The 24,807-nt window shown below is 36.1% G+C and carries 15 protein-coding genes; 10 read left to right on the top strand and 5 right to left on the bottom strand.

The genetic code is table 11. The features are described from left to right. Nucleotides 1-153: 153 nt before the first annotated feature. Nucleotides 154-723 carry a Crp/Fnr family transcriptional regulator gene (locus JO950_RS14385; RefSeq protein ID WP_202703283.1) on the bottom strand — a complete coding sequence of 190 codons (570 nt, stop codon included), beginning with the start codon at nucleotides 721-723 and terminating at the stop codon, nucleotides 154-156. A 218-nt stretch (nucleotides 724-941) separates the two neighbouring features. On the opposite strand from JO950_RS14385, the gene JO950_RS14380 reads away from it, so the two are divergent. Continuing rightward, the gene (locus tag JO950_RS14380; RefSeq protein WP_202703282.1) at nucleotides 942-2,054 is read left to right on the top strand and encodes a polysaccharide lyase family 1 protein; all 1,113 of its coding nucleotides are present in this window, start codon (nucleotides 942-944) and stop codon (nucleotides 2,052-2,054) included. 302 nt (nucleotides 2,055-2,356) lie between these two features. Here JO950_RS14380 and JO950_RS14375 read toward each other — a convergent pair whose 3' ends face one another. The 4 genes from JO950_RS14375 to JO950_RS14360 all read right to left on the bottom strand — a co-directional run bounded on the left by JO950_RS14375 (nucleotide 2,357) and on the right by JO950_RS14360 (nucleotide 5,980). Further along, entirely contained in the window at nucleotides 2,357-3,262 is a 906-nt protein-coding gene (locus JO950_RS14375; RefSeq protein ID WP_202703281.1) for a hypothetical protein, read from the bottom strand. Nucleotides 3,263-3,604: 342 nt separating this feature from the next. Further along, the gene (locus tag JO950_RS14370) at nucleotides 3,605-3,988 is read right to left on the bottom strand and encodes a DUF3037 domain-containing protein (RefSeq protein ID WP_202703280.1); all 384 of its coding nucleotides are present in this window, start codon (nucleotides 3,986-3,988) and stop codon (nucleotides 3,605-3,607) included. Continuing rightward, nucleotides 3,978-4,760 (bottom strand): HipA family kinase, encoded by a 783-nt coding sequence (locus JO950_RS14365; protein ID WP_202703279.1) that lies wholly within the window; start codon nucleotides 4,758-4,760, stop codon nucleotides 3,978-3,980. The genes JO950_RS14370 and JO950_RS14365 overlap by 11 nt, the downstream gene beginning before the upstream one ends. A 374-nt stretch (nucleotides 4,761-5,134) precedes the next feature. Beyond that, nucleotides 5,135-5,980 carry an NAD(P)H-hydrate dehydratase gene (locus JO950_RS14360; RefSeq protein WP_202703278.1) on the bottom strand — a complete coding sequence of 282 codons (846 nt, stop codon included), beginning with the start codon at nucleotides 5,978-5,980 and terminating at the stop codon, nucleotides 5,135-5,137. A 420-nt stretch (nucleotides 5,981-6,400) separates the two neighbouring features. On the opposite strand from JO950_RS14360, the gene gcvT reads away from it, so the two are divergent. The 9 genes from gcvT to JO950_RS14315 all read left to right on the top strand — a co-directional run. After that, nucleotides 6,401-7,483, top strand: a complete 1,083-nt coding sequence (gene gcvT / locus JO950_RS14355) for a glycine cleavage system aminomethyltransferase GcvT (RefSeq protein WP_202703277.1) — start codon at nucleotides 6,401-6,403, stop codon at nucleotides 7,481-7,483. A gap of 237 nt (nucleotides 7,484-7,720) precedes the next feature. Further along, complete coding sequence (locus JO950_RS14350) at nucleotides 7,721-9,751, top strand: S41 family peptidase (RefSeq protein WP_202703276.1); 2,031 nt, start codon at nucleotides 7,721-7,723, stop codon at nucleotides 9,749-9,751. Nucleotides 9,752-9,962: 211 nt separating this feature from the next. Continuing rightward, nucleotides 9,963-10,676 carry a YebC/PmpR family DNA-binding transcriptional regulator gene (locus tag JO950_RS14345; RefSeq protein ID WP_173967295.1) on the top strand — a complete coding sequence of 238 codons (714 nt, stop codon included), beginning with the start codon at nucleotides 9,963-9,965 and terminating at the stop codon, nucleotides 10,674-10,676. 339 nt (nucleotides 10,677-11,015) lie between these two features. Further along, on the top strand, nucleotides 11,016-15,743 hold the full coding sequence (locus tag JO950_RS14340; protein ID WP_202703275.1) for a hypothetical protein: 4,728 nt from the start codon (nucleotides 11,016-11,018) through the stop codon (nucleotides 15,741-15,743). Nucleotide 15,744: 1 nt separating this feature from the next. Further along, a complete protein-coding gene (locus tag JO950_RS14335) occupies nucleotides 15,745-17,826 on the top strand; it encodes a fibronectin type III domain-containing protein (RefSeq protein WP_202703274.1) in 2,082 nt (693 codons plus the stop codon). Between the two features lie 112 nt (nucleotides 17,827-17,938). Further along, complete coding sequence (locus JO950_RS14330; protein ID WP_230000518.1) at nucleotides 17,939-19,036, top strand: hypothetical protein; 1,098 nt, start codon at nucleotides 17,939-17,941, stop codon at nucleotides 19,034-19,036. Between the two features lie 4 nt (nucleotides 19,037-19,040). Next, complete coding sequence (locus tag JO950_RS14325) at nucleotides 19,041-20,219, top strand: SprB repeat-containing protein (RefSeq protein WP_202703272.1); 1,179 nt, start codon at nucleotides 19,041-19,043, stop codon at nucleotides 20,217-20,219. A gap of 4 nt (nucleotides 20,220-20,223) precedes the next feature. Then, nucleotides 20,224-21,468, top strand: a complete 1,245-nt coding sequence (locus tag JO950_RS14320) for a hypothetical protein (RefSeq protein ID WP_202703271.1) — start codon at nucleotides 20,224-20,226, stop codon at nucleotides 21,466-21,468. Nucleotides 21,469-21,490: 22 nt separating this feature from the next. Further along, nucleotides 21,491-24,807: SprB repeat-containing protein (locus JO950_RS14315; RefSeq protein ID WP_202703270.1), on the top strand; the 3,317-nt coding region annotated here is incomplete at its 3' end.

The following is a 24,807-nucleotide window of genomic DNA, read 5'->3' as shown; positions in this document are numbered from 1 at the left end:
TTACGCAAGGATTCGCAAAATTTTTTTAACTGGCACGACATGTGCTCGCAAAGACACGAAAACGCAAAGTTTATGCTTCTTTGTTCTTGCTTCTTTCTTCTATTTATCAAAGCATACTACTAAAAAAACTCAGCCCCTTAGCCTCTTAGAATCTTAGCAGCTTCTCTTAATCTTTGACAAAAACTCGTGAGAAACTCCCAGATAAGAGGATAAATTCCGGTTATTGATTTTATCAGCCTTGTGTGAATATCGTGCCATAAACTCCAAATATCTTTGCTTGGAAGTTTTGTTTAATACATCAATAAGTCTTTGTTGAATGGCAATATTAGCCCTTTCAACCATTAAAATATGAAACTGAATCAACTTGGGGACTTGTTCGAACAAAAGTGCTTTGTTTTTCTTACTGATCACCAAGATTTCACTTTCTTCTATTGCTTTGATATTATAAGTCGTAGGTTTTTGATGATAGAAGCTTTCAAGGTCACAAATCCATTCATTTTCGAAAGAGAAGAAAATGACACTTTCGGTTCCGTTGTCATTTAAAATATAGGTTTTAAAAGTACCTTTCAAAATAAAGCCTTCATAAGAACTCTTTGAATCCTGAATCTGCAGAAATTCGTTTTTCTTAAGTTTAATAAACTTTACTTTTTCAACTACAAAATTCCATTCCTCATCTGTTAACGGAATCTTGCGCTCGATACTTAATCGTAGGTCTTTGTACATATGGTATTTACTTTTTATTCTTACTCAGGGACGTAAGTAGGTGAATGAATGAAAAATAATGCAATCGATTACACAAAAATATACTTTTTTGTAATGTAACGGCTACCGAAAACACATTTAACAGTAAATTATTTTCAAAACATTGAACTTGTTCAACTTTTTTCATCCTAATTATAAGCAGATTTGCACTATTAACTATTTAACCAAACTTAATTATTATGAAATTTAAATCAACAATCTCAGTGTTTCTATTGACATTGATTTTCGGTTTTGCAGCCTGTAATACCGAAGAAATTGCTACCCCGCAAAGTAGTGAAAATGCTACTATCGAAACCTCTCCAACAACTTCCGGTAATTTGACGGCAAAAATTGGAAACTGCGCCCAGGTTCCGGGATGGGCTTCTCAAAATGGAGGGACAACTGGTGGAGGTTCCTCTCCAGAAGAAGTAGTTTCGAATTATACACAGCTGAAATCGGCTATTGAAAACAGTGCTGTAAAAGTGATTAAAGTTACCGGTACCATTACGGTTACTACAAGATTATCACTACAGGATCAAAGTGGCAAAACCATTTACGGTGCAAGCGGTGCAAAACTGGTTTCGACTAACCAAACGAAAGACGGTTCGGGTATCATCAACATTAAAAGATGCACCAATCTTATTATCAGAAATCTTATTTTTGAAGGTCCGGGTGCTTATGACACAGATGGTTGGGACAATGCTATTTTAGATGATTGCCAAAATGTATGGGTAGACCATTGCGAATTCAGAGATGGCGTTGACGGGAACTTCGATATCAAAAACAAATCAGATTTTATTACGGTTTCGTATACAAAATTCGGTTATTTAAAAGCTCCTAAAGCCGGAGGTCCAGGAGGTTCTGACGATCACAGGTATTCTAATTTAATTGGTTCCAGTGATGGTGCAACTGCCGACCGTGGAAAATTAAGAATCACTTTCGCTCGCTGCTGGTGGGCTCCGGGATGCAAAGAAAGAATGCCAAGAGTACGTTTTGGAAGGATACATCTGGTAAACAACTTCTTTAACAGCACAGTAAGTAATAAATGTATTGCGGCAGGTTTTGAAGCGAATCTAAATGTAGAAAGCAACGTTTTTGAAGGTGTAAAAACGCCTATCGATCTAATGAGCGGTTTTACTGCTGTTACAGCAACAGACAATGTTTTCACCAATACAACCGGAAATCAAGCGGGAAGCGGTACTGCTTTTACTCCACCCTATTCGATCGTAAAACTGAACAAAACTGCTGTTAAAGCTGATATCTCTGCCAATGCAGGAGCAACTTTAGGAGGCAATATCTGCGGATCGTTTTAATCCATTACAATTAATAAATACAAGTTAGTTTTATTTTGAAACCACGGATTACAGTTTTGTAGTTCGTGGTTTTTTTGTTTCAGGTTTTTTTTGTTTCAGGTTTCAAGTTTTAGGTTTCAAGTTTTAGGTTTCAAGTTTTAGGTTTGATGCAAAAACTACAATGCTTTTAATCTGTTGAAAATTTCATGAAATATAAAAGTTCGCAAAGCTTTACATTAAATCTTTGCGCACTTTGCGGTTAAATTAACTTTCGTCGCTTCAAACCTCTGAATCTTTATGTCTCTCCAACTTTGCGAGATTTTTTATTTGTATTCGAAGATTACTTTTTCATCTGTAAAATTGGTAGCCGTATTGAATGGATTGCTGGTTACACAACTTCCGGATATTACAATTTCGCTAATTCTTCCGTATTTATCTACGTTTCTTCTGTAATTTACAGTTTTGTAAGATTTTTGAAAAGGTGTTTCTTTAAATACATTTTCCATTGAAACAACATTATTTACGTTTCTTTTTCCTAATTTATCATGTAATAAAATGTTATACCCTCTAATTAAAGATAGTGGTGTTTCATATGCAATATCTCCCATTAAAATATTTGGTGTACTATCATAAGTATAATTACTAACGACTACTTCACCATATTCAGCAGTTTTAACTTGTGTAATATTTCCTGCTGTAACCTGGAAATCCAATTGTCTTTGTAAACGATACTTTCCATCCCCGTCAACAGATTTCTTATGATAGCTTAAAATCTTAGAGATGTATTCATTCGCATAGCTATAAACAGTTGAATCTCTTTCGATACTGTAAGTTTCTCCCGTAGTTCTTTTAAAAACTGTGTTAGAAATGATACTGGTAACATTTTTATTCTTTAACACTATCGATGTTTTGTTTTCAATGTCAGCATTAGATACATTATCTCCTAATGTTTTGGTTTCAATCAAATCGTCTCCAACATAAGAAACAGATAAATAGCTCCCAATCACATTAATACGTTTAGAATTATCATATTTAAACTCCTGTTTATCCATCATATAAGCCAGATTATTACTTGAGGGATAAGCAATTGAAACTAATTTTTGTTCTGCCGGATTAATTACGGCGGGATCTGTTATTTCACCTGATGTTGGAGAATCTTCTGACGTACAGGAATAAAGAGAAAGTACCATTAAGGCCAATGGTAACAAAGGTAATTTTTGAAACTTCATACTTTTTGTAGGTTTACAAAGGGGATTTAAATTTAATTTGGACTGTTTTTTATGAAGCAAACTTAAAAAAATTAAAAACAATAACAGGTATTTTCTTTCTAACAATTCCCGGCAAAAAACTGTCTAATGATAAGCATCGGAATTATAGAAATTTGCAAAAGAAGGTTTTACACAAAATCAAAAGAATTCAACATTTTTTAGTCTCGCAAAGACGCTAATTCACAAAGTTTTATATTATTTACGTCTTAGCGTCTTTGCATTTTTCTTAAACATATCAGACAGTGATACCCTTTTCTACTAAAAACCTCTGAACCTTTGTATCTCTACAACTGTAAACCTCCTCTAAAGAACCAATTCTTCAAATAATCTCTGAATCGTTTTTCCTAAGTCCTGACATAAGCCCGGATGAGGTCTTGATGTTTGTATTGCCGAACTTCTAATGGCCGTGAGCCATCTAAAACGTTCCGGAATCTCAAATTCAGCGATCGGACCGCCGTCTTTAGCCCCATTAACAATTTTTTCTAATGACGTTAAATTACATTCTAATTGCTCGATGTCAAAGTCGGCAGAAAGGGCTTGTATTCTTTCTTTATTCAGATGAAAAAGAACTTTTATGAATTTCTTTTTTTTGCAAAACAAAATGATTCCGATATTCAGAAACTCTTCGCGCTCTACTCTTGGCACCACGCGGATTACGGCATACTCATATAAGTGATTATCTTGCATTTTGCGCCTGGTTTACAAAGATTTCTGAATGATTTAATCGGGTCTGCAAGAACTGTAAATACACCTTTCGCAAGGTTTCCGGCTCTTCGTCGGTATCTTCCCATTGCAGCCATTCCAGTGGAATTGTATTTACAATTTCTTCTAATATTTCGTGCGATAAAAGCGCTTTAAATTCAGCATCTACTTCCTTTAAAAGCGAAGCTTGCGGCAATAAAACATGGTCTTTAATTAATGCAAACGGACTTTTGGCATGCTGTTCCCAATTGTTCCAGGAATGATGAAAATACAAACACGCTCCGTGATCGATCAGCCATAATTCTTTATGCCAAATTAACATATTTGTATTTTTGAAAGTACGGTCTACATTGGTAATATAAGCATCCAGCCAAACAATTTGCGAAGCCAGCTTAGCATCAACAGTAGTCACCACAGGATCGAATGTGATGGCTCCTGATAAAAAATGGAGTGCCAGATTTAATCCCTGGCTTCCCTGCAGTAAATCCTGAATTTCTTCATCAGCTTCCGTTCTTCCAAACGCTTCGTCAAGATTGGCGAAAACTAATTCCGGAAGCTGCAATTTTAAAGCTTTTGCGATTTGCCCACCCACCAATTCGGCAATCAAAGCTTTTACACCATGACCGGCTCCTCTAAATTTTAAGACGTATTTAAAATCGTCATCGGCTTCTGCCAAAGCAGGTAAAGAACCTCCCTCGCGCAATGGCGTTATATAACGCATGACGTTTACTGTTCTCAGATCAAAAGTATTTTTCATAGATACAAACTTAGATTTTTAGATTGTTAGATTGTTGGATTATTAGATTTTTCGAATATTAGACTTACTTAGACTGCTTAGATTTTTTTTCACAAAGTTCGCGAGGGTATTGTCTTTAAGATTCTTATAAAGCATAAAGGTTCGCAAGGCATTGTGCAAAATCTTTGCGAGTCTTTGCGTAAAACTTCGCGTGCCTTGCGGTTAAATCAAACTCAAAAAAGCTTTTCCAAAATACTTCATAACAGCACAAGACGTAAAAGATTCATTACTTGTTGTCGACAAAATAATACCAGCCGTTAGTCTGTGGAGGAAGTTTACAAAGCTATCTACAAAAACCTTGCGAACCTTTGCGTAAAACTTTGCGTGCCTTGCGGTTAAACCAAGCTCAAAAAAGCTTTTCCCAAATACTTAATAATAGTAGAAGCTGTAAAAGATTCATAACCTGTTTTTGGTAACGCAATATCGGCAGTGAGTCCGTGGAGAAAAACGCCTAGTTTTGCTGCGTATTTAGGTTCGTAGCCCTGAGCCAGTAAGCCTGTAATGATTCCTGTGAGGGTATCTCCGCTTCCGGCAGTGGCTAAAGCTGCATTACCGGTGGTGTTTTCGTAAATCTCAGTCTTAATGATGATGTAGGTTGGTGCGCCTTTCATGACCATGATTACTTTGTACTTTTCTGAAAAAGCAATCGTTTTTTGAAACTTTTCCGATTCCGAATTCCACTTACCTATCAAACGCTCGAGTTCTTTCGGATGTGGTGTCAGAATAGTATTTTCAGGAACTAATTCGAGCCAGGTTAAATTTTCTGCCATAATATTCAGAGCATCGGCATCCAGTACTAAAGGAGATTTGTTCACTCTTAAAAACTCAAAAAGCGCTTTTTGAGTACCCAGTTCCACTCCTATTCCGGGTCCAATTCCGATGGCCTGAGGTACTAACGGAAGATGAATGCTGGTCAGGAAATTAGTGTTTTCATCGGTTATTACCATCACTTCCGGAATCGAGATCTGCAGAATTTGATAACCGCATTTGGGTACAAAAACCGTTACTAGTCCGCAACCCGATTTTAAACAGGATTTTGAGGCTAAAACTGCCGCTCCTACTTTTCCATAACTTCCTGCAATGATAACTGCATGCCCCTGAAGTCCCTTATGCGTTATAGGATTCACCGGTTGGAGAAATTTTAAAACCTCTTCTTTTGTAATTAGAAATGGATCTTTCATCGGACAGATTTAATGATTTAGAGCCTGTTTAAAATTTATTTATTGGCTTTCTTATGATGATTTTCAGCTAAAACTTCGTTAATTTTTCATACAATAGCGCTGCTATTCTATAAAAATTTGCCTTGTTTCACTCGAAAATCCTTTGATAATAAACCTCAAAAATAAATTTTAAACAGACTCTTAAAGTTACATAAAAAATAAAGATGTAGACACTTCGTAAGATTCTAAAATCAGATTCTGTTGCCGCTAGCAGGTTTCTTTCATTCCTTAGAAAACCAAAACGTCAAAAACTATTCAAACTACAGGATATTGCTTCGTATGCATAAATTGGGCAAGAATATTGCGAATTTTATTAATTTAGTATATAAATCTTCGATATTTTTTAAATAAATTTGCGACACAATTTTATAAAACAACACAATGAAAAATACTGCGCTTACGCACATACATGAGAGTTTAGGAGCAAAAATGCTACCTTTTGCCGGATACAATATGCCTATTACCTATGAAGGCGTAAATGCTGAACACGAAACAGTTCGCAACAGTGTGGGCGTTTTTGACGTTTCGCATATGGGAGAATTTTTGTTGACAGGTCCAAATGCTTTGGCTTTAATTCAAAAAGTAACTTCAAATGATGCTTCGACTTTAACTATCGGAAGAGCACAATATTCTTGTCTGCCAAACAACGAAGGTGGAATTGTAGATGATTTGATTGTATATAAAATGAAAGAAGAAGAGTATTTACTGGTTGTAAATGCTTCAAATATTGAAAAAGACTGGAACTGGATTTCTTCGCACAATGATTTGGGTGTTGAAATGAAAAACATTTCTGATGATTATTCTTTATTGGCTATTCAGGGACCAAAAGCGGTTGAAGCGATGCAGCCTTTATCTTCTATCGACTTAGGAGCTATTACGTATTATCATTTTGAAGTAGCTGATTTTGCAGGATTCAACGATGTAATCATTTCTGCAACTGGCTATACCGGTTCTGGTGGATTTGAAATTTACTGTAAAAATGCCGACGCTGAAGCTATCTGGAATAAAGTTTTCGAAGCGGGTGCCGCTTTCGGAATTAAACCTATCGGATTAGCTGCTCGTGATACTTTACGTCTTGAAATGGGATTCTGTTTGTACGGAAATGATATTAACGATGCTACTTCACCTTTAGAGGCCGGATTAGGCTGGATTACTAAGTTTACTAAAGATTTTACTAATTCTGAAAATCTGAAAAAACAGAAAGAAGAAGGTGTTACCCGAAAACTAATTGCTTTTGAAATGCAGGAGCGTGCGGTACCAAGACATGACTACGAGATTGTAGATGCTTCAGGTGCTGTGATTGGTGTAGTTACATCAGGAACTATGTCACCTTCTATGAACAAAGGTATTGGATTAGGATATGTTACGGTAAATAATAGTGCTGTTGACAGCGATATCTTTATCAGAATCAGAAAAAATGATGTAGCTGCTAAAGTGGTTAAACTTCCTTTTTACAAAAAATAGATTTTTATCTCCATAAAATTAGAAAATGCATTGCCTGATAAGTAATGCATTTTTTTTATACCCTGTTTTTTTTGCCACGAATTCACGAATGATTTTAAATAAAAAAGCCCGCCAAATTCGTGAATTCGTGGTGAAAACTCCGCAGAAAAAAATCATCTGAATGTAAGAATTTTTAGAAAAGAATAAGATTTTATAAAAAAATAAGCGTAATTTTAGTCTGAACGAAGATTTACATTTATGAAAAAAATAGCACTGGTGTTGATTCTAACCACAAATATTCTATTTAGTCAAAGTGGAAATCCCACGTGCGAAATAGTCAACAAAATAAATGCCGTTATTCAGGAAGAGCACATCCGACCAAAACCTGTTGATGATAGCTTGTCGATTTTTGTTTTTGATAATCTGATCAACGAATTAGATCCTTCCCGAAATATTTTTTTTAAAACGGAGTATGATGAAATGGCAAAGAAATACCGCACAAACCTGGACGATTTTATTCTTAGTAATGATTGCAGTTTTTTAGCCGATATTACTTCCAAATACAAAGAAAGTCTTTTGAGAACAAAAAAGGTTCTTGAAAAAATTCAAACTGAACCTATTGATTACAGCAAAACAGATACTATCCGATTTTATAAAAAATCATTTCCTTTTTATCTTAAAAAAGAAAACCTTGAAAAAGTATGGCTTAAAAAAATTCGCTACCAGATTTTGGATGAGATAGCCGAACTAAGTGACAATTTAGATTCAATTAAAGTCAATTTTCAGTCGATAGAGCTCAAATCAAAGAAACTAATTTTATCCAATGAAATATGCCGAATCAATACGCTTTTAGAGACAAATATTAGACAGGAAGAAAAGTTCTACAATTTCTTTTGTAACTACTTTGATCCGCATTCTGCCTATTTTAGTGACGATTCTAAAACGAGCTTTGTTGCTTCACTCTCTAAAGAACATTTATCTTTAGGAATGACTGTCAATTTAAATGAAAAGAATGAAATCATTGTAGCCGAAGTTGATCCTAATGGTCCTGCTTATCAAACAGGTCAGGTCAAAAAAGGCGATCAGATCATTTCAATATCCAATCAAAAAGAAACTTTACAGGTTTCCTGTGCTTCGCTGGAATCCATCTCAACTTTGATTTTATCGGAATCTAACAAAAGCATCACCCTAACTTTAAAACGAAACTCCGGTAAAAGCTTTGATGTTTATATCGAAAAAAAGGTGATGAAAGACGAAGAGAATTCTGTTTTTAGCTTTATTATTGGAAAGGAAAGTAAAATTGGATACATCAAAATTCCAAGTTTTTATGCTGATTTAGAAGGCAATAGTCGCAAAGGCTGTGCTGATGATGTGGCTCGCGAAGTTATAAAACTGGAAAGAGACAATATAAAGGGACTCGTAATTGATTTAATTGACAATGGTGGCGGATCGATGGAAGAAGCGATAAAACTGGCCGGAATGTTTATTGACTATGGACCACTTTCTATAGTTGTAGATCGTAATCAGGGAAAATCGATTATTAATGATCCCTATAAAGGTTTGATTTATAAAGGTCCGATAGTCATTCTGGTAAATAGCAATACTGCCTCGGCAAGTGAATTCTTTTCCTCTATATTGCAGGATTATAACCGTGCTTTATTATTAGGAAGTACTACCCTTGGGAAAGCGACCATGCAAACGATTCTTTCGCTTGACGAAACTAAAAACACTGATTTTTTAAAAATTACAATCAACAAATTTTACAGAGTTACAGGTAAAAGTCATCAATATATTGGAGTAAAACCGGATGTAATTCTTCCTGAATTCTATGAAAATGTTTATCAACGAGAAAGCAATTTCCCTACCGCCATTAAAAATGATAGTATTACACCGTCTTTAAAATTCAAGCCTTACGTAAAAAGAGCCCTAATCGACAAACTGGCCCAAACTAGTACAACAAGATTGGCAGACAATTATTTTTTCAATAACATAAAAGAAATCAATCAAAAAATTGACAAACTTATCAATACTCCAAAAGCGGAAATTCCGATGACTTTAGATGCGGTCTTCAAACAGAAAAAAGTAGTGAACTCACTTTGGACCGAAATCACAACTTTTAACGATGAAAACAATCCTCTGGATGTGTATAACTCTACGGTAAATCAGTTTCTACTGGGGGTATACCCTAATGACAAAACAATCAACCAATACCAGATCGACAATCTAAAAACGAATCCCTATCTAAATGAAGCTGTAAATGTTATTAATGAGTTTAATGCTTGGAAATAGTTCTAGGCTTTAAGCTATAAGCTGTAAGCTGTAGGCTGTAGGCATTGGACGTTAGACTTTCTACTTTACAAAAGGGAATTCGGATAATTTTAAACCGTAAACTTTAAACTTTTTAACCTCTAAGCCCTAACTATCACTAAAAAAGAATTCAATTGATTTTGGAAAAATAAGGAATAACCGTATTTTTGCCACACAAAACTAAAAATTAGAAATGGGAAGAGCGTTCGAATTTAGAAAAGGAAGAAAAATGAAACGTTGGTCAGCAATGGCTAAAACATTTACCCGAATTGGTAAAGATATCGTTATGGCCGTTAAAGAAGGTGGTCCCAACCCGGAGGCCAATTCTAGATTAAGAGCTGTAATACAAAATGCAAAAGCCGCCAACATGCCTAAGGACAATGTGGAGCGTGCCATAAAAAATGCAAGTAATAAAGATACTGCCAACTATAAAGAAATTTTGTTTGAAGGATATGCTCCGCACGGAATTGCGATTTTAATTGAAACAGCATCTGACAACAATAACAGAACGGTAGCAAATATCAGAAGCTATTTTAATAAGTGCAACGGAACAATGGGAACACAGGGTTCTGTTGAGTTTATGTTTGATCATACCTGTAATTTCAGAATTGCAAAAGGTGAAATTGATGCCGAAGAATTAGAGTTAGAACTAATTGATTTTGGTGCTGAGGAAGTTTTTGAAGACGAAGACGGAATTTTAATCTACGCCCCTTTTGGAAGCTTCGGAGCTTTACAAAAAGAACTGGAAAACAGAGGTCTGGAAATCTTATCTTCAGGATTTGAGCGTATTCCTCAAATTACAAAAGAACTTACGGAAGCTCAAATTGCAGACGTTGAAAAACTAATCGAAAAAATCGAAGAAGATGATGACGTGATGAACGTTTATCACACAATGAAAGAAGAGTAAAAACTTACATTTTTTATTTTACAAATCAAACTCCTGAGCAATCTGGGGTTTTTTTTTGCCATAATGTGGAAAGCCGTAAAGAATAAATTCAGAGATTGTTTATGTTTGGCAAAAATTTAACAAAACCAACATTTGATACTTACATGAATGCAAATAAAAAGAGTCTTTTTCCTGTGGCTCTGTACCTGAAATCGAATGTTTTGAAAAGAAGTTATAGCCTCAATAAACCATTTTCTTTCTATTAAAAACAACAACAACTATTTGGTCCCCCTAAAGAAGTTGCTTTAGATCCGTTAACGCGCTACTATATTGCCTAATACCAACCAAACCTACTAAGACTTGAAAAAAACTACTCTTAAGTTATTTCCTTTTATCGTATGTATTATTTTATTTTTAGTCAGCATCAATTGCTTTTCTAATACTTACACCGATACCATCACCAATTCAAAGAAAGTTTTTATTTCTAAAAATCTTCCCAAAGACGAAATTGGTCTTCTCAACAATTCGCTTAGTTATTACCAAACTCCAAAAAGCGAATTCACCAATGAGTTTCTAAAAAAGAACTTCCCAGTTTCACAGGAGATCAATAAAGATCGTGATCTGGCCATGTCTGTCTTTAAGGAGATTGCCAAAAACGATAACCTTACAGATTTTTTAGAGCCTAAAAAATTATCGATGCTTCCTCTTGGTATAAAAAAGACCATAGGAGGAATCCAATATATGCTTGGCATTAGCAGCGCCAAATTTACTCCGGAATATACAGAGCTGACTGCTTTTGTGAAAATTGTAATTCCACAGCATGACTCACTTGGAAGACCAAAAGAGTTGTTTTTTGGGGCTAATGGTATTAAACTTTCTCACAAAGGCGGATTGGTTGGGGCTACGAACTTGGTTTTACTGGGTGACGTTCCCATTAATATAAATGGTCAAAACTCCTTACTTATTTTAAAAGGAGGCATGGAGATGTCTACAGGACTTGTAGAAAAAAAGACTTATGTAACGATTGACTGTAATGGTTTTAAGGAACTGGGAATTGCGGCGGATGTTGAATTTTCAAGAGCCTATCTTGAACCGGTTGATAATGATTACAGGCTTATTCCCGCTCCGACCCGCGTACGAGGTTCATTTCAAACCATAGTTTCCAATTGGAATGATATTTTGATTGAAATATCATTACCTAAATTTCAATTGACATCATATAAGGGCAAAGGCCCTGCTTTTGAGCTAAACAATGCTGTAATCGATTTAAGCGACATCAGGAACTCGAATAAAATTGAATGGCCGGATGCGGATTATGTCAAAGATTATCTGGTGCCCGGTAACGAAAAATTATGGAGAGGTTTTTATGTCAAATCCCTGAAAGTCGTATTACCGGAACAGTTTAATAAGAGAGACGAGAACAAGAGAGTTAAATTTGAAGCCGCCAATCTCTTAATTGACAGAATGGGGGTTTCTGGTAAATTTTCTGGTGATAATGTTTTTAGTCTTAAAGAAGGAAGTGCTTCGGGCTGGCAATTTTCATTGGACCATATTGAGATGGAATTTAGAGCCAACTCATTAACAGCGGCCGCCTTTAATGGTGAAATTGTTCTGCCGGTTTCTTCGGAAGAAAATACGCAATGTGATCCAAAATCGAGAGGAAGATTGGCTTACAATGCCATCATAAATCCTGTAGACAACGAATATATCCTTAAGGCTGATGTAACAAACAACATTTGTTTTCAGGCTTTTAAGGCAACCGCCTCTTTAGAAAAAAACTCCTATCTGGAACTAAAGGTAAAGGATGGAAAGTTTTTACCAAAAGCGGTTCTTTACGGAAGTTTAGCTTTAAAAGGAAGTAATAAAAATACCACCGCAGCCGAACTTGTTGCATCACCAACTAAATCATCCGGATCAACTGATGCAGAAGGCGAGAAAAAAGAAGCCATAAATTTTAAAGGAATTATTTTCCAGAATTTAACCCTGCAAACTGTTGTTCCCTATCTGACGGCAGACTATTTCGGTTACAAACACATTCAGGAAAAAGATGCTGCAGTAAGTAATTTTCCGGTTACCATTAACGAAATTGCTTTGGTCGCTACAGATGTATCAGCAAGTCTGAAAGTTGATGTTGCCATTAACATTATGCAAAATCAATTTAACGGTCAAACCAAATTTTATGTGGTTGGAAAATTCGACAGAGAGAAAGGAATCCAAAAATGGAAATACGATCATCTTAAGTTCGAAGAAATAAAAGTTGCTGCAGACTTAGGAGGTGTAAAATTTAAAGGAAGTATCACCATAATGGACAATGATCCGGTGTACGGAAACGGTTTCAAAGGAAGTGTATCGGCTGATTTTACAGGAGGTATCAAGGTTGAAGCTAATGCTATTTTTGGATCTACTACTTTTAGATATTGGTATGTGGATGCCATGGTAGACAATTTAAATATTCCTGCCGGGGCCATTACTTTTAAAGGTTTTGGTGGAGGAGCCTATTATCAAATGAAGAAAGACGGCTTTAGTTCTTCTTTTGTGGCCTCTAAGTCGAATTACGTACCTGATGCAGATTCAGGATTAGGCGTTAAAGCTATGATTAAGTTTGCGGGCACAGCTACGGCAAATGCTTTTTGGGGAGGTGCCGGCTTTGAAATTGCTTTTAATAAACATGGCGGTCTTAATAGAATTAGTATTTATGGTGAAGGTCACGTGATGCAGCCCTTTGAAATTCCGGGAGCAGACGAAATAACAAAGGCATTACAAACTGTTACTGAAAATGAATCTCTAATGGGGGCAGTCGCTTCAGAAGTACTTAAAACAAACAATTTATCGGCTGCTGCGGAACAGCTTTACCCAAACGATGTAAAAAACTCGATGGGTATCAATGCATTTGCAGCAATAGAATACGATTTTAGGGCAAAAACATTACACGGTACATTCGATTTATACATTGATACTCCAGGAGGCTTCATAAAAGGCCGTGCTTCTGGTAACAGAGCAGGTTGGGCAGTGCTACATTTTGGACCGGACAAATGGTACATCAGAGCAGGTACTCCTACTGATCGATTGGGTATAAAGCTGGCTATTGGATCTATCGAAGTAGAAGCCGGCGGTTACTTTATGCTTGGAGATGATATCCCAGGCAGTCCTCCACCACCGGATATTGTTGCACAGCTTTTAAAAGTTGATGTCGCTAAACTGAATTATATGCGTGACGAAAACAGCATTGCTTCAGGAAAAGGATTTGCCTTTGGTTCTGATTTTAGCATCAAAACTGGAAATTTAAGTTTCTTAATGTTTTATGCCAATTTTCAGGCCGGATTTGGATTCGACATTATGGTTAAAGATTATGGAGAAGCACAATGTAAAGGTTCCGGACAAATTGGTATAAACGGTTGGTATGCTAACGGCCAGTCGTATGCTTATCTACAAGGAGAACTCGGAATTAATATCAAATTGTTTTTTATACGAAAGAAAATATCTATTATAAAAGGTGGAGGAGCCGTTCTATTACAAGCCAAATTACCTAATCCGGTATGGATTCGAGGATATATGGCGGGTGAATTCAGTCTGCTTGGTGGTGCCGTGAAGGGTAGTTTCCGCTTTAAACTTGAATTTGGGGAACAGTGCGAATTCATATCCGCGAACCCTTTAGAAGGTTTAAAATCTATCGCAGATATTACTCCTGCTCAGGGAACAAAAGAGGTAGATGTCTTTACCATTCCTCAGGTTGGATTTAATATGCCTGTAGATAAAAACTTCAACATTGAAGGAGATGACGGGATTAAAACCTACCGACTCAAACTAGAAGAATATACCATCAAGAATGGCGGAGTTCCTGTAATTGGTACTTTAAGCTGGAATAAAACGAATGATTTGGTAAGTTTCAATTCATCTGAAATATTACCTGAAAAATCAGAACTAACCTTAACGGTAAAAGTAAGTTTCCAGGAATATAAAAACGGTTCATGGCAAACAATTCTCGATCAGGGTCAGGTTGCTATGGAAACTGAAACCAGAACTTTTACTACGGGTGTAGCACCTAACAATATTCCGGTGAACAATATTGCTTACTGCTACCCTGTTTTTGATCAAAAATATGTTTATCAAAACGAGAGTAAAGAAGCTTATATGGTTCTAAAAACCGGACAGGCTTATTTGTTTAATCTCAAACCGGGGCAATCACAAAAAGCTTTTTATAAAACCGGAAATAAAACCGTAAATGGCACTATATCCTATAACACAGCTTTAAAAAAGGTCATTGTTAGTCTGCCGGTTTTAGAGCGAGTAAAATTGTATAATTTATCTTTAATGACATTAGAAACTCTAAAAGATGCCAATACCAATCTAAATGAAAGTTTTGAGAAACAGGATCTTGGTTCAAATGCTAATGTTGAGGTAAAAAGTAATAAACTGGGTGAAACTCTTACGGGTGGTCAGGGTGTTGAACTGTTACAATATAATTTCAATACCAGTCAGTACAATACTTTTCAGGAAAAAATAGCGGCAAAAAAACCGCGAAAAACTCATACAGAAATAATTGAAGCTGATCAGCATGCCTTAAATGCCGAAAATTCCTCAACTGAACCTTTTGATGAAATTGAGATCGCCGGTAGTCCAAAAACGTTAAATATTCCATTGGTGAATGTCGAGGCTATATTGGATGACAGTTATTTTAAAAATGATATTTATCCCTTGATATACAAAGGCTATCCATTGGAAGCTGATTTTACATTAAACAGAAATACAAACATATTAGGAAACCCACCAATTAGAGGAGTTGAAATCTTGACCTGGTATTTGGCTGATTTAACTAATAACCCGAAAAGCTCTGATTTAAGGGAGAGATTGCCTTATCGTTATAATCTCCCTTTTTACTATAAGGACGATTTTATAAAAATTCAGTATAAAATAATCAATAAGTATATAAACAGTCTGAATCAGGCTATGATCAGTAAGTACCATTACATTATGAACGGAACATTCCCTATGATAAAAGATGGGCCTTACAATGTTAGACTAAACTATACGCTACCAGGCGGACAAGCAGGTACCAGTTCAATTTTTACATTTAATAAAACAGATTAGCATGAAGCTTAAATTTTTAATTCTCCTTACTCTTATTACAATTGGTACTACCTATTCACAAGAAAAAAATAGCACAGGAGAAGCAAATCCAACCGAAATAAAATCGGAGATACAAGTTATAGCCAGAGTACAAAAAGATCGAATTTTGTTACGCTGGGCTGTCACCAATGCTATGGCCTGGAAAAAACTAAATACTTATGGGTATACTGTAGAACGTTATACCGTTACCCGTAACAACAAGACTTTGCCAGCTCCCGAAAAAGTGGTCCTGGCTGGCACATTGAAACCTGAGGCACTGGAAACATGGGAAAAACTAATTGAAAAGAATGACAATGCCGCTATTGTAGCGCAAGCCATTTATGGAGAAAATTTTTCGGTTACCGGAACAGATAAATTAGAAAATATCGTAAACCTTTCAGAAGAGAATGAGCAAAGATTTACATTCGCTCTCCTAACTGCGGACAAAGATTATGAAATTGCCAAAAAAGCGGGTCTGGGATTGGAAGATAAAACAGTTAAGCCTAACGAAAAATATGCCTATCGCGTAATTTCAAATGTACCTGAAAAAGAGGCTACAATATCTTATGGTGGAATTTTCGTGGGATTAAGCGATTATCAGCCACTCCCAAAACCAATGGATTTCACGGCTCATTTTACAAACAGCAGTGCCATGTTAAGCTGGAATTTTAAAATACTTTCGCATACTTACGCCAATTATTTTGTAGAACGTTCGACCGATAAAAAGACTTTCGAAAGAATTACTGATAAACCTTACACCAGTTTAAATCAGCAAAACACGAATAACAGTCAAATTTTCTATGTTGATTCTATCGCGAACAATAAACCATACAGCTACAGAATTCAGGGGATTTCGCCTTTTGGTGAATTAGGTCCCTATTCAAAGGTTGTTACCGGAAAAGGTGCTGAAATATTAAAATATGTTCCCCATCTGACTGTGAAGGAGTTTAAGGATGAAAATACTGTTACTTTAACCTGGGAATTTCCAACAGAAGGGGATAATGAAATCACAGGATTTGAATTAAACCGTTCTGATACGGATGATGATGGCTATACAAAAGTAGTAAAGAACATCCCTGCCAAGAGCCGTACAGTGACGTACAACAAACTCTTATCTACAAACTATTTTACCATTACAGCCCTTGGAAAACAAGGTAGCAACAGAACTTCATTTCCTATGTTGGTACAGCCCGTAGACTCTATACCACCTTCTAAGCCTATTGGTTTAAAAGGAGTTATAGACAGCTTAGGTGTTGTAAAACTAACCTGGGACCCTAATAAAGAAAAAGATTTATTAGGATATCGTATCTATAGAGGAAACACCGCCGAAGAAGAACTTACACAGTTGACTGTAAGCCCAAGTGAACCTAACTCTTACCAGGACAAAGTACTTATTAAAAATTTGAATCCTAAGGTATACTATAAAGTTATTGCGGTAGATTATCACTACAATATGTCTGATTTCTCAGATGTTTTAATTATTAAAAAACCGGATGTAATTCCCCCTACTTCACCTGTTTTCACCAGTTTTAAAATTAAAGAAGGATCGATTTTTCTCGAATGGGCAAACAGTCAGAGTGAAGATGTGGCTGTACACCAATTGTACAGAAAAGAAAATGATCAAAAGGACTGGACACTGATTTTGGAAACCAAAAATAAGGAAGAGAAATTTCAGGATAAAACTGCCGTTGAAGGAAGTACTTACCGATATGCTGTTTTTGCGAAAGATGAGAGCAATTTAGTTTCTAATCCTTCACCGGAATTAACCTTATTTGTACCTAAATATTCTGTTATGCCAGCTGTGAAAGGTTTTTTCGCTCAGCCAAATAAAACAACCAATACCATCGATTTGTCATGGGATTACGCGAACAGTGAAGTAGATGGTTTTGAAATTTACAAAGCTTCAGATAAAGATCCATTGCAACTGATCCAGATTGTGACCGGAAAAACACGCTTTTTACCTGACCCGACTATTACCATTAATACGACGTACCAATACGGCATCAGAGCGATCTTTAAAGACGGAAGAACCTCTAAAATGGATTTTTTCACTGTAAAGTTCTAAACATATGAAGTGTTTCTTAGGTCTTTTAAAATTAATAACAAGAGAGAGATACAATATATTTATCGTATTGTATTTCCTAACTCCAAATATGGTTCATTCTCAATTATATATAATGGAATTCAATGGAGTCCGATCAATTGAAGAATGTAGTTGTCTCAGCTATAATTGGGAAGTAAAATCAAATGGTACTCATATAGGAGCAATTATAAGTAAAAATGAATACCTAATTTATGATATAAAGCCAACCTCTTTTGAATATATGGCATATCGTCCTGACTCTTATGCCTGCAGTGGCCCTTGTCGTGATGATTATTATGAAGCTTACGCTGATCATAATTTAAATGCAGACTGCTATCCTCCTTATTTTATAGGTAATCAGGTATTAACTAAACCAAACAATTTAACTAATTCTTTTTGTGACAGAGTCTTACTGGCGGCAGTGGGTTGTACCGGAACTCAAAAATTTTATTGGGAATATAGTACAAACGGAAAGGATTTTATTAAAACAGATATCAGTACTAATTTCAATCAAAATTATGACTTCGTTAAATCCAATTTTCCGGCATTAAATAACTACTATGGTACTATTCTCTTTAGAGTTTTAATAGATTCCAATCCTGATATTACAGAAGAAAATGTTTATTCTAACGTCGTTAATTATACCCTTATACCATGTTCCCCAAAACTAGATAATACTTCAACTTCAAACTATACCACCTGTAGTTATAGTAATGGTAGTGTGGTATTTACTTTTAGCAGACCATTAGAAAAAGATGAAAAATACCTTTTCAATCGCAATCCTGTAGGCGGTGGTGCAGTAACTTCTGCAAACTCAAATGATCCTGATATAGAAAAAGTAAATACGCTTAGTTATAAATGGAAAAATATACCTGCCGGAAATTACAATTTTAAATATCAGACACAATTTGAAAGCGGGTCCCCTTCAAGTATGTCCACTGTCACCAACTTTACCATCAGTCCAAGAACACCATTAACCTTTACATCGACAGCAGTACAGCCATACTGCAGTACTGACCCAAAAGGAATATTGATAACTGCTACAGGCGGAACCCCTCCCTACTATTATCTTTTAGATGACGAGCCTCTGTCGCAAAAACATCTATTTTCAAATGGCTACATCATCCCTATAACAACAGATGGTGAACACAAAGTAATGGTAGTAGACAATTCTAATTGCATTGAAAACTAAAATAATGACCAAAAAATTACCCTTAATCTTATTCTTTTTAGGAAGTCTGTTTGCTTATGGACAGACCGATTATGGAATATTAATAAAATCTAAAATCACTTCACCTTCTGTCTGGCCTTCGAATGATTATAGCGGACTCCATCAAATTACGGCAGGAATGAACTCGTGTTCAATTGATTTTTTAGAAGACAATTACAAGAATGATTTGTATTGTTTTTTTTATGTGACAGGCAATCCTACGAAAATAGATTTTATGGAAGTTTTGGGTGGGTCGCCAACATGTGGACAAATAACACGAACTATTCCATACAATAAGGATACCTTTAAGGGCTGGTTTTTTAGCGGGTGTTTAGCAAACGCTGAGATAATGCCATTGCATATCACTCGACCAGACTCCAATCCAAAATGCAAGGAGGATCCTATAACTTTAAATAATGGGTGGAACTGGCAGTATCAATTTGATAGCGAAGGTTGGAAGAATCTTCCTGTACAATTCCAGGAACAACCATCAATTACCTTTAAAATAAAGGACTTACCTGGATACAACAGTCAGGCAAACGTTCATTTTATTGCGGGTTATGAAAAGTATGGACAATATACGAATACAGTCACTTATACTATTATCGGCTGTTCACCCGAACTGGCCGAAAAAAAACCAACTGCAAATTCGGTTAAATGCAATAATACAGCCACTGGCAGTGTTACCCTAAAGTTTGAATCCCCCCTAAAAAAAGATGATCAATTTCTTTTTAATCTATACCGTGTCAATCCGGTGGCACCAGATACCGGTTTTATAAAAAGTATTAAAGCATCAGAAAAGGAAACTGAAAATAAAACCTATACATGGGAAGGAATAGCAGCAGGAACATACACCATAAAATATCAGGCACAAAGCAAATTTGATAATGGCCAAATTGTAGGATCTAGTGCTATCGTTACCGATTCTTTTACGATAGAAAATAAAGACCAATTAACTTTTAGAACGACAGCAATTCAACCAAAATGCAGTGGAGATCCTGGTAGTATTGAAATTTCAGTAACTGGAGGTACCTCACCTTACTTTTATATTCTTGACAATGGGATTAAAACTCCGCTTACCAAAAATCCGGATACAATTAACGGTGTAACGGATGGCGCTCATACCGTAACCGTTCTGGATAGTCATGGTTGTATAGAAAACTAATAATATGAAGAAAAAATTACTCTTGTTTATATTCTTTTTAGGAAGCCTGCTTGTTCATGGGCAGACCGAGTATGGAATATTGATAAAATCAACCATGAAACCCAAAAATTCAAACGCATCAAGCACAAGATATACCATTTGTGGAGTTACAGATTATTCCTTAACAGGCCCTACAGGATCTATAGATCTGTACACTAAACGATTTTGCACTGATAATATCATTAATTCGAGTGGAGCCGAAAAGATTCAATACAATTTTTTTTATGTCAGGGATATTGATGGTCTATTTATTTTAGATCTTGAACTAAACAGCCGTGGCCAATCAATATGTGCAAAAGAATATGCCATTCCTTATAACAAAAACACATTTAAGGACGAGGTTTTAGGCGGATGTGTTGGCAGATCCAATGTATGGCCAATACATCTTACACAACCTGCCGCAAATAATGTTTGCAGTGACGATGTCATTAACTTAACCAATGGGTGGAATTGGCAATATCAATACGATGCAACGGGATGGAAACCAATGCCCGCTCAATTTCAAGGAAAAAGATCCATTACTTTTAACCTTAAAGATATTGGTAATCATGATGGTAAATCTCAAATTTTCTTTCAGGCAGGCTATGATAAACAATTTACAAATACAGTTGTTTACACTATTATTGGCTGTTCACCCGAACTAGACGAAAAAAAACCAGAAGCAACCCCCGTTAAATGCAGCAATACAGCAACAGGAAGTGCCACTTTAAAATTTAAATCGGAGTTAAAAACAGGTAACAAACTTCTTCTTAATCTATTTCGTGCCAATCCGGAGGCTCCGGATACAGGTTTTATCATGAGTATATCCGCATTAGAAAATGAAGTTATTAATAAAACCTATACCTGGAATAACATAGCGGCGGGTACATATAAAATAAAATACCAGGCGCAGAGTATTTCTGATACCGGGAACAAAGTGGGGTCCAGTGCTATTGTTACAGATGCTTTTACAATAGAAGAGAAAACACCTTTAACTTTTTGGGCAACGGCAATACAACCCGCATGCAGTGCGAACCAAGGTGCCATAGAAATACGGGCTACCGGCGGAACAACTCCATACTACTATATTTTAGACAATCAAACTGAAGTTATAAACGGGGAGACAGTTCCTAAAAGAATACCGTTTTCCGGTTCTTATCAGATTCCCATCACAACAGACGGAGCTCATACCGTAAAAATCGTTGACAAATTCAATTGCGCAGAACAATAAATTCCCGAACAAGCCTATAATTATGAAAAAAATCTACACATTACTACTTATAACTTTATTGGGATATTCGCAGATAAATGCACAATCAACCAAAACAGTTACTATTACAACACCTAAACCAATTACAATTTTAGGTACTCCCAGTTATACAAATGCAACTGAAAATGGCAAAGCCGATGGCTCATTCTCTATTGGATTTGAGGGAGGTACAGGCAACTACGAATATATATATGCCAAAGACGGGCAGCCTTATACCCCGGTTTCCTTGTTTTCTATGCCAGCCGGAAACTACATCATGTATGCAAAAGACATTGGCAAATCCTGTAGAAGTGCTGATTTTTCTTTTACAATATATGCGCCTGAAAAAGTAAAAGTCACTGCCCCAAAACCAACTAATATAACATGTCCCGGAGGAAGGGGCAGTATAACAGCTATAGCCGAAGGAGGATTTCCTTACAGCCCAACGCCGATAACCCGAACTTACACTTATACCTGGTACAGCTGCGACAACTCTGGAACTATTATTGGTTCAAATCCAATTTCGGGACCCAATAGTAGTCCCTCAATTACGGGGCAAAATGCAGGCTATTATAAAGTTTTTGCTACTGATAGTAAAGGAGCCACTTCGGATGGATTTGTAGTACAACTAGAAGCCAATCCTCAAATAGAATCAACAGTACTATCTACAAAAGATGTTAGTTGTTTCGGAATAAATGATGGTGAAATTCAAATAAGCTTAAAAGGTGGAATTGCTCCACTATCCGTGCTATGGAATGACGGCAGCACTAGTGCAAACAGAACCGGTTTAAAAGCAGGTAGCTATTGGTATACTGTAACAGATGCCAACTCTTGCAAATTTAATAATAATGTAATAACAGAGATTAAACCATCACCTCCTTTATTACAAGTCAAACTTGATACAAAAATACAACCCTCCTCTCCCTCTGTCAATGACGGAACAATAGCAGTCTCTGTAATTGGTGGAGCTGGTAACTATACATATTCGTGGACTAAAAATGGTCAGCCTTTTGCTGCCAATACCAATGCCCGTGCCGATTTAGGGAATGGCAGCTACCAGATTAAAGTAGTAGATAAAAATGGTTGTGGTGCCACTACCAATACAATCGAACTAAAAGCTCTGACTATAACCCCACTTACTCAAATAGACATTAAATGTAAAAATGAACCAACCGGTAGTATAACTATAGAGGCAAGCGGAGGCACAGGATCTTATTTTTATCGTTGGTTTAAAATAGAAAATGGCATTGAAACACAAATTTCCGGACAAACTACTGCTACTATAGCAAATCTTGTTACAGGTACCTATAGAGTTGGAGTTAAGGACAGTAAAATGGAAATTTATAAGGATTTTTATCTTTCTGAGCCACAAAATGTGCTTACAGCAACCCATACTTCTACCAATGTAATTTGCAATGGCCGCAATGACGGTACAATTACGTTAGATATAAAAGGAGGAACAGCTCCTTACACAACTATTTTTAAAGACGTTAATGATTCCGCCAAAATAATAGATCCTGTAAAATTAACAGCAGGAACCTACTCTTATATCGTTACGGACCATAATAACTGTACTTATGGTAGTCCTGTCAACATCGAAATCACCCAAAATGCAGCTGTTACTATTGCAAGTACTACTAAAACACAACCTACCATAAATACGGCAAATGATGGTGAAATAATTGTGAATGCAGATGGAGGAACAAAAACGTACACTTACACCTTAAAGAAAAATGGTATTAGTACCGGTACCATATATACTACAAATACAATCACAGGCTTAGGAGATGGCGTATATGAAATAATTGCAAAAGACAGTAATAACTGTACTTCTGCCCCTGAAACTGTTATCCTTAAAGCATTGGCTGTAGCCTTCGTAAATAAAATTGACGTAACCTGTAATGGAGCAAACACCGGTAGTATACAAGTCATTGCAAGTGGTGGAACTCCAAATAACTTAAATCAATACAATTACAAATGGTATTACAAACAAAAAGCGACGGATCAATATACTTTGTTAGTTGAAACAACAACAAACAAAATTGAGAACTTATATGCTGGTTTTTACAAAGTAATAGTAACTGACAATGTAAATATTTCGAGAGAACTTGTTATTGCGGAATTAACGGAAAGACCTGCTATCACCTGTATTTTTACTCAAACAAACGTAAATTGTTTTAGTGGCAGCGATGCAACCATTACCTTAAATATTCAGGGAGGAACCGGAGATTATCATATTTTATGGAATGATGGTGTTACTACAAAAGACCGTGCAGGAATTCCTGCCGGAGACTATTCTTTCACAATTATAGACGATAATGGTTGTTCTTATTCAACAGCACCTGTAATTGTTAAAATCACTGAGCCGCTAAAACCATTAACCATAGCTTCTTTTGAAAAAGTTGATGCAAGCGGCTATCTGTTAAAAAATGGCCATATCGATGTTTCAGCAGCAGACGGGACATTTCCCTATACCTATCAGTGGTATCAAGGAACCGGAAGTACCAAAATAATAATGACAGGTAAAACAAACCGTCTATTAGATGGCATTGGTTTAGGTACGTATAGCGTTATAGTTACAGATAAAAATAAGTGTACAACAGAGGCATCTTACATCATTAATCAACCGGATGAACTTTTAATCACTTCCATTATAGAAACCCAGTCTATCAAATGTTTTGCTAATAAACAAGCCATACTAAAAGCTACCATCTCGGGAGGGGCTCCTATTGGGGTTCCTGACGCAGATAAAAGATATCTTTATAAGTGGTACAATAAATTAACTCCAAATGTAGTCGCTTCTACAACAAATCCTTCCGAGACATTACGCGCAGGAGATTATATTTTAGAAGTTTCAGACGGATTTGGTAACAGCTACACCTCAAATCCTGTAACTGTAACTGAGCCAAAACTTTTAAAAATTAATTATAATCAAAAAAATGTTTCTTGTAATGGCGGTAATGATGCTCAGATTACAATAAATATTACCGGAGGTGTCGGTCCATATAAGATCGTATGGAGTACAGGGAAAAATGCAGACCAAAATACAATTAAGGATCTTTTCGCATCAACCTACAATGTTACCGTTACAGATGCTAATTTATGTACAGATTATCAGGAAATAACAATTACAGAACCTCAGGCAATGGGAATACAAGTGTTAAAAACACCCCCATCTGCTTTAGGACAAGATGATGCAAGTATTAAAGTTACTGTTGTTGGAGGTACTCCAAATTACAATTTCGAATGGTTCGATAAAGATGGTAACTCCATTTTTATAGATAACGACAAAGAATCCAATAGTATTAATAATATCTATGT

Origin of the sequence: Flavobacterium sp. UGB4466, from assembly GCF_903469665.1 — a bacterium.
Taxonomy (GTDB): Bacteria; Bacteroidota; Bacteroidia; order Flavobacteriales; family Flavobacteriaceae; genus Flavobacterium; species Flavobacterium lipolyticum.
Note: the sequence above shows the minus strand (reverse complement) of the source record. Positions and strands in the feature narration are given on the sequence as shown.

Bases quoted from the DNA above. Each gene is read 5' to 3' on its own strand.
- JO950_RS14350 (WP_202703276.1), top strand. From the start codon at position 7,721: ATGAAAAAAATAGCACTGGTGTTGATTCTAACCACAAATATTCTATTT.
- JO950_RS14335 (WP_202703274.1), top strand. From the start codon at position 15,745: ATGAAGCTTAAATTTTTAATTCTCCTTACTCTTATTACAATTGGTACT.
- JO950_RS14360 (WP_202703278.1), bottom strand. From the start codon at position 5,980: ATGAAAGATCCATTTCTAATTACAAAAGAAGAGGTTTTAAAATTTCTC.
- JO950_RS14370 (WP_202703280.1), bottom strand. From the start codon at position 3,988: ATGCAAGATAATCACTTATATGAGTATGCCGTAATCCGCGTGGTGCCA.
- JO950_RS14345 (WP_173967295.1), top strand. From the start codon at position 9,963: ATGGGAAGAGCGTTCGAATTTAGAAAAGGAAGAAAAATGAAACGTTGG.
- JO950_RS14380 (WP_202703282.1), top strand. From the start codon at position 942: ATGAAATTTAAATCAACAATCTCAGTGTTTCTATTGACATTGATTTTC.
- JO950_RS14365 (WP_202703279.1), bottom strand. From the start codon at position 4,760: ATGAAAAATACTTTTGATCTGAGAACAGTAAACGTCATGCGTTATATA.
- JO950_RS14325 (WP_202703272.1), top strand. From the start codon at position 19,041: ATGACCAAAAAATTACCCTTAATCTTATTCTTTTTAGGAAGTCTGTTT.
- JO950_RS14320 (WP_202703271.1), top strand. From the start codon at position 20,224: ATGAAGAAAAAATTACTCTTGTTTATATTCTTTTTAGGAAGCCTGCTT.
- JO950_RS14385 (WP_202703283.1), bottom strand. From the start codon at position 723: ATGTACAAAGACCTACGATTAAGTATCGAGCGCAAGATTCCGTTAACA.
- JO950_RS14375 (WP_202703281.1), bottom strand. From the start codon at position 3,262: ATGAAGTTTCAAAAATTACCTTTGTTACCATTGGCCTTAATGGTACTT.
- JO950_RS14330 (WP_230000518.1), top strand. From the start codon at position 17,939: ATGGAATTCAATGGAGTCCGATCAATTGAAGAATGTAGTTGTCTCAGC.
- gcvT (WP_202703277.1), top strand. From the start codon at position 6,401: ATGAAAAATACTGCGCTTACGCACATACATGAGAGTTTAGGAGCAAAA.